This is a genomic window from Anaerovibrio sp. (genome assembly GCF_051866355.1).
Lineage (GTDB): Bacteria > Bacillota > Negativicutes > Selenomonadales > Selenomonadaceae > Anaerovibrio.
This window is the reverse complement of record NZ_JBJDWZ010000184.1, coordinates 26767-33458: the sequence shown is the minus strand read 5'-3', so window position 1 is coordinate 33458 and position 6692 is coordinate 26767. Positions and strand designations below refer to the sequence as shown.

Genomic DNA, 6692 nt, shown 5'->3' with positions numbered 1-6692 from the left:
GAAAGGCCTCCAGCTCATAATCCGAAGTACACAGCACCACAAAATGCACCGCCCCATAGTCAAAGGAATAATAATACCTGTTAAACCGGCCGCTGCCGTTGGCCGGCGGCTGAAAATACCCCAGATAGGCAGACGGCAGGCGCATCTGCCAGCTTTTATCATAGCACTCATGATTGCCCATCACAGGTGCAAAGGCACTCTGGCTGATAACATTGTCCAGCCCCCGAAACCAGGCGCGCCACTGGCTGCTGTCCTCGCCATTGTCCACCATGTCACCCATGCTGGCCACCAGTACGGCATCCCGATTGCGCTCCCAGGCTCCCTGCGCCAGCCTCTGCCAGCCGCTGTAGTCAGCCGACTGGGAGTCAGGAAAAATCAGCATCTTGAAGGGCTTATCCTCGCCGTCTGTTTTCAGCCTGTGCCACGCACTGCGGCTATCCTTATCGGCAATGGCATATTCATACTCCGTGTCAGGCTTCAAATTGTCCAGCAGAACCGTGTACTGATAGTTCTCACTGCCATCATCCGACCAGAAATCCTGCGCCGCATCATAAGGAAGCTCCCCTTCCGACCTGCCTGCCAGCCGCACCACCACCTGCGGCGCTTCCATCGGGCTTGCCGACTGCCACATAATGCGCCTGCCGGTACTGTTATCCGCCGTCACAAGCTGCCGCAGATTCTGCACCTGCCTGTCCTGCAGCAGGGCGTAAAGCTGATTGCTGGCGACCCTGTGAAGCCTCGTCTGAGGCAGAAAATACATGCCGGCCCCCAGCAGAACAATCAATACCGGTATAACTACCCGCAGGCTGAATAAATGCCCTGCCTTCTTTTTCCCTAAGCTATCCTGCTTCCCGGCCTGCAAATGCAAAGCCTCATTTTGCCTGCGCCCATCTGCCATAAATTTTCCTCCACACTTCACATCATTTATAAAAACACCAGCTGTCCGCATCACGCGGCAATTTCATTCCTGCCGCAGGCCTGCCTGCTTGATATATGCCAAAAAGGCACTTGCCACCCCGAAGGACATGCCGTATTTTTTCCATGCCAGCACCGTATTGGTAGCAATATCCAAATCAAAAGGCCGAAAGACGATGTGCTCGGGATTCAGGTACTCCGCCACGCCATCTATCGCCAGACAGCCCACGTTACTGCCTGCCACCAGCGGCAGGGCATTATCCGCCAAATCAATATAGCCGCGAATTTTTAACCTGGCATGATCTCCCAGAAGATAGCTGATTTCATTGAAAATCGCCTTCCTGCCTGTCGCCAAAAGCTCTATGCCGTTCAGCTCCTGCACGGAAATGCTCTCATTTTTTGCCAGCGGATGGCTGGCGGACAGCAAAAGCCCCCACTTGTCCTTGGTGCGCAGGCGAAAATACTCATACCTGCTCACATCTATGGGCTCCTGCATGATGGCAAAGTCCAAAAGCCCCTTATCCATCATCATTTTCAGCTTGTCGGCACTGGCAGTATGTATTTCATAGGTCACCTTGGGAAACTGCCGGGAAAATTCCTGCAGGGAACGGAATACCTCGTTGGAAGCGCTGTAAACACCACTGCCGATGGCGAGCCGTCCCATAATATCCGACTGGGCGGAAAAATCCCGCTCCAGCATGTCCATGAGGCTGTCAATCTCCATGGCCCTCAGCTTCAAATGCACGCCCGCTTCCGTCAGCGTAATCTTGTTTGTCCTGTTAAAAAGCTGTACCCCCAGCTCATCCTCCAGCATCATCATCTGCCGTGACAAGGTAGGCTGGGTAATGTGCAGGGCATCCGCCGCCCTGGAAATGCTTTCCTCCCTTGCCACCGCCAGAAAATACCGCAATACCCGTATATCCACTCCATCCCCCTCTTTCCTTGCCAGAAAATAAGTCCTCAGCTATTTATCTTATGCAAAAATCGCCGCAAAGGCAACCATGAAAATCACCGCGAAGGCAGTTGCAGAAAGCCGCCATACTGCCAGCCTGCACCATCAGGCCATTACGCCGTATCAGGACGGCTCCCTCAAGCAAGACTGCCGTATTCATCCTCGCTGACAGGTTCCAGCCATTCGGTATGCCCTTCCTCTGCCGGAACCTCCACTGCCAGATGGGCAAACCAGCTATCCTTGGCCGCTCCGTGCCAGTGCTTCACCCCGGCGGGGATGTTCACCACATCACCGGCGGAAATCGCTCTGGCAGGCTTGCCCCATTCCTGATAATACCCCCTGCCGGCTGTCACCAGCAGAATCTGCCCGCCGCCGGATTTGGCATGATGAATATGCCAGTTGTTGCGACAGCCCGGCTCAAAGGTCACATTGCCAATCACCACCTGCTCCGTTGACAGCATATTCAGATAGCTCTGCCCCGTAAAATATTTTGCATAGGCATCATTTTTCTCACCAGCAGGAAAAACACTCATCTTATCCTTGTCCATTTTTATCCGTCCTTTCCAAACAAACCCCTTTAGCCGCTTTCACGCTTATGGCACTGCCAATAAGGCTATTATGGCCAATATTGACATTATTACTGCGGCTTCAGCTCGCCATAAAAATAGCTGGCCGTAGCACCGCCATCTGCCAGAAATGCAGAGCCGGTAATAAAGGCCCCCTTGTCCCCCAGCAAAAGCTCCGCCACATTTGCTACCTCGTCGGCAGTTCCCGGTCGGCCGGCCGGACATCTGGCAAACATATTTTTATAGAAATCCCCTCGCGGCCCGTTGAACTCATCTATTGCCAGCGGCGTGACGATGATACCGGGAGCTATCGCATTAATGCGGGCACGGCGCTTCCCCCATTTGACGGCTTCTGCCATCACCCGCTTCTCATTACAGCGCTTCGCCAGCTGATACGCATGCAGGGTATCCCTTATATTCTCCGTCTGCAGTATATCAAGGTGCAACAACTGCTCAACAGGCGTAACAGCCAGTAATTCATCTTCCTCGGCCGTAAGGGCGGGCATGCGCCAGCCGGATTGGCTGGAAATCGTGACACCGGCACCACCTGCTTTTATTACCTTGCCCGTTTCTTCCAGAAGCACCGCCGTGCCGTATAAATCCACTGCCAATATGGTTTCTATGGACGCCTGGCTGGGCGAAACGCCTGCCGCATTCACCAGCATGGCTATTTCTCCATACTCCTGCGCCTGCCCTAAGAAATTCAAAATAGATGCCCGTGAGGCCAAATCCATTTCCAGGGCTACCGTATCAAATCCGGCATTATTCATAATCTCGCCAATCCTTGTGGCATTGGCAAAGCTTTTATCTCCTATGACGATTTTCTTTCCATAACCCATCCGTCTGGCGATTGCCATGCCAATCTGCCCGGCACCGGTCAAGACCAAAACATCCTTCATGTATTCTCTCCCCCTTGTCAATCTGAACAATACTTTTAGCTTGTTTCCCTCATTTCAGGCTGTCCAGCCATGCCCCGATTTCACCAGCACCGGCAGAAGGCGAAAACAGCCTGACACATGCAGCTGGTGCAGGGTGATGTTCATGCGAAGCTCCAAAGGAATGACCTCCCTGAACAGATAGCCTGACACCAGTATACCGCTGACGACAACCACCATAAAATCTGCCACCAGCAGTACATTCAAAAGACTGGAAAACAGTCCCATGCCGCTGGTTACCGTCCTGCCCCTTGCCAGCATCTTCCACCAGCCCCTGCATCTGTAAATATGGCGTCCAAAGGGCACCAGCAGCATAATTCCCATAACCTCATGCCAGCTGACAGGCAGATAATGAAACGCCATGCAGAGCATCAGCAGCATAAAGAATATGAGATTATTCATCTGCCGCCCATACCTCCTTCGCCATATTGAACACCGCCCATGCCTTTGGCCAGCCTGCATAAAACGCCACATGGGTAATCACTGCCGCTATCTCCTTTTGGGTAACGCCATGATTTTTGGCATTTTCCAGATGATATTTCAGGGAAGAATCCGTGATGCCGGAGGACATCAGTGCCACCACCGTAATCATGCTTCTCGTCTTCAAATCGATATCCTCGTTGTTCCAGTTCTCCCCGAACAATACATCATCGTTATAGTGCGCAAACTCCGGTGCAAAATCCCCTAACGCATTTCTGCCTGCCGTCTGTACAATTTTCTTCATTTCCATACCTCCATCAGCCTTATCTGCTTCTGCCGCCCAGGCACGGCTGCTGCCAGCCAGCACAGCCACTGCCGCCAACAGCGGCAGCACTCTTTTCCTCCACATACCTGCCATGCCATATTACCTCCTGTTTTTGAATACAGCTCTATTTTACGCCGCCTTAAAGCTATTATCCAATACCTATATTAAATATTTGATTATGCCTAAAAAGCATATAAATTTCCCAGCAAAATTGACGGCCGGTATAGCCCTAATGGACTACGTTCCTGCCAAACAAAAAATCTCCGCTAACCGTATACTCATGGTTAGCGGAAATTTGTGATGCTATTCAAGATTCATGATATCAGTCAAGCCGCTTGGCAATAAGCGCCCAGGTTTCCGTCTTGAAGAAACACTCCTCCACATTGGCTTCCATTTCCAGATACCGCTGATATGGTATGCTGAAAGACATGATGTCCTTGTCAATGACCTTCCGGGCGGATAAATCCGTCAGGCCGATATAGCAGGTACGCTGTCCCTGCTCATGGGCATCCAGCCCATAAAGGACGCTCTGAGTACATCCCGCCCCAAAAAGCAGCTGCACATTGTCCTGGTTTGGCGTATCATAGTTGGCCAGCCCCGCCAGGGCAGACAGCCTGTCAGGATTGACGAGGAATACCACCAGCTCCGGCTGTTCATCATCAGGGCCAACCTCATCCAGCGGACGGAACACCACATATTTTTTCCCAGCCACCCTTGGGATATTATCCATAAATTCCAGTGCCAGCTCCGGGCTTTGCTTGTACCATTCCCCCGGACGCGGTATGCCCTCGCCTGTGGAAATAAACCTTTCAATGAAGCCATGGGGATAGGGTGCCAGCCCGAGGCCTGCCTTGCCGCCGACACATTCCACCCGCTCACGGCAAAATGCCGCGGTACGCCCTTTCTTTGCCACCGTGTTCAGCATGGCAATCACACAGCCCCACACCCCCTCGCGGAACTGCATCGCCCCCTCCGGCAGCTCATCCGAGCGATAGACCGCCACCGGATGATTTTTCAGCCTCAATGCCTGTGCCAGCTTGCTTTCCATAAAAATTCCCCCTCACAAATGTCCCTGTTTCACACATCACCTTTAACTGATATATTCTATATACAAATGCCATATTCCTGCAAGAACTTCAAACAATATGAAGTTCTCACCCATATAATTGGTGTATTGGCAAATATATTGCTTGCAATTCTGCTGATTTCAAAGTACAATTTATAGATAGAACAACACAGCATATCGCTGATTTATAAAGGAGCATTCATTTATGGGTATTTTTGACAGATTTTTACCAAAGAAAAAACAGCCTGAGGTGAAGAACACCATTCCGCAGGAAAAGGCAAACATTAAAAAGACCTTTGGCGTGTACTGCAACAAGCACCACAGCACCAAAGGCGAAAAGCTCTGCCCGAAGTGTACCGCGCTTCTGGCTACCGTCATGACAAAAATCAACCGCTGTCCATACGGCATCACCAAGCCAATCTGCGACCGCTGTGAGCAGCAGTGCTTCGGCAAGGCTCAGAGTTCCGAATTCATGAAGATTATGACCTCCTCCAGCAAGGGCATGTTCCTGAAACACCCTATGATGACCATGAAGCACAAGATGGCGAGCCTCAGCGTGGACTATGCAAAGCGCGAGCAGGAAAAACGTCAGGCGGAAAAGGCCGCCGCCAAAAAGAAGAACGCCGAGGAAAAGGCAAAGGCCAAAGAGGACGGCAAGAAGGAAAAGTAATTTTTTCACAGCAGGCACTGCCTGCACCTTTGCCAGCCAATATGATAACCCGGTTTAAATAAACAGAATAAGCAAAAAAACAGAGGCTGCCCCGTGGGGACAGCCTCTGTTTTTTTGCTTATTTAAGATATTCGCGCGATAATCAACGCTTATAGGTCTCGTCCAGAACAACGAAATGTGCCTGCGGATGAGCGCATACAGGGCACTCCTCAGGAGCAGCCTCGCCAGTGCATACATAGCCGCAGTTGGAGCACTGCCAGATAACCTTCTCATTGGCCTTGAATACCTTGTCCTGCTCAACGTTGATAAGGAGCAGCTTGTAACGCTCCTCATGCTCCTTCTCGATAGCGCCCACAGCGTCAAACAGCTCGGCAATCTTGTCAAAGCCTTCCTCACGGGCAACCTTGGCAAACTCAGGATACATGGAGGTCCATTCCTCGTTCTCACCGGCAGCGGCATCCTTCAGGTTTTCGGCAGTCTTGCCTACGCCGTCATTGATGAGCTTGTACCAGATTTTTGCATGCTCCTTCTCATTCTTGGAAGTTTCCAGGAAAATGTTCTGAATCTGCACATAGCCATCTTTCTTTGCCTGGGAAGCAAAATACTGATACTTGGTGTGAGCCTGGGACTCACCTGCAAAAGCAGCCTTCAAGTTTTCCAAAGTCTTTGAACCCTTCAAATCCATAACAGATACCTCCTATTAATAAATACACACTCTCCGTAACGGATAATAATTATCCGTTACTGTTAGTATATCATTTATTCCAAAAATGTCAACCTTATTTTTGCCCTTCGACGGCAGGCCACAAATTTTAGCGCGATAAATATATTGTGGAACTGCTC

At 51.0% G+C, this 6692-nt stretch carries 9 protein-coding genes; 1 reads left to right on the top strand and 8 read right to left on the bottom strand.

Annotated elements, in window-relative coordinates; all coding sequences use genetic code 11:
• From ACI3UA_RS09820 to ACI3UA_RS09790, 7 genes are all read right to left on the bottom strand, one after another.
• The coding region (locus tag ACI3UA_RS09820) for a fibronectin type III domain-containing protein (RefSeq protein ID WP_439724634.1) at positions 1-898 on the bottom strand (898 nt) is incomplete at its 3' end.
• A 63-nt stretch (positions 899-961) separates the two neighbouring features.
• Positions 962-1840, bottom strand: coding sequence for a LysR family transcriptional regulator (locus ACI3UA_RS09815; protein WP_439724633.1), 879 nt, complete (start codon positions 1838-1840; stop codon positions 962-964).
• Between the two features lie 164 nt (positions 1841-2004).
• On the bottom strand, positions 2005-2415 hold the full coding sequence (locus tag ACI3UA_RS09810) for a cupin domain-containing protein (RefSeq protein ID WP_439724632.1): 411 nt from the start codon (positions 2413-2415) through the stop codon (positions 2005-2007).
• 89 nt (positions 2416-2504) lie between these two features.
• Entirely contained in the window at positions 2505-3332 is an 828-nt protein-coding gene (locus ACI3UA_RS09805) for an SDR family oxidoreductase (RefSeq protein WP_439724631.1), read from the bottom strand.
• A gap of 54 nt (positions 3333-3386) precedes the next feature.
• Entirely contained in the window at positions 3387-3770 is a 384-nt protein-coding gene (locus ACI3UA_RS09800; protein WP_439724630.1) for a hypothetical protein, read from the bottom strand.
• Entirely contained in the window at positions 3763-4206 is a 444-nt protein-coding gene (locus ACI3UA_RS09795) for a carboxymuconolactone decarboxylase family protein (protein WP_439724629.1), read from the bottom strand. The genes ACI3UA_RS09800 and ACI3UA_RS09795 overlap by 8 nt, the downstream gene beginning before the upstream one ends.
• 229 nt (positions 4207-4435) lie before the next feature.
• Positions 4436-5161 carry a DUF169 domain-containing protein gene (locus ACI3UA_RS09790; protein WP_439724628.1) on the bottom strand — a complete coding sequence of 242 codons (726 nt, stop codon included), beginning with the start codon at positions 5159-5161 and terminating at the stop codon, positions 4436-4438.
• A gap of 223 nt (positions 5162-5384) precedes the next feature.
• Between ACI3UA_RS09790 and ACI3UA_RS09785 the strand changes: the two genes are divergently transcribed.
• Entirely contained in the window at positions 5385-5849 is a 465-nt protein-coding gene (locus ACI3UA_RS09785) for a nitrous oxide-stimulated promoter family protein (RefSeq protein WP_439724627.1), read from the top strand.
• Between the two features lie 142 nt (positions 5850-5991).
• Here the strand turns inward: ACI3UA_RS09785 and rbr are convergent, their stop codons facing one another.
• Positions 5992-6534 (bottom strand): rubrerythrin, encoded by a 543-nt coding sequence (gene rbr / locus ACI3UA_RS09780; protein ID WP_439724626.1) that lies wholly within the window; start codon positions 6532-6534, stop codon positions 5992-5994.
• Between the last annotated feature and the right edge of the window lie 158 nt (positions 6535-6692).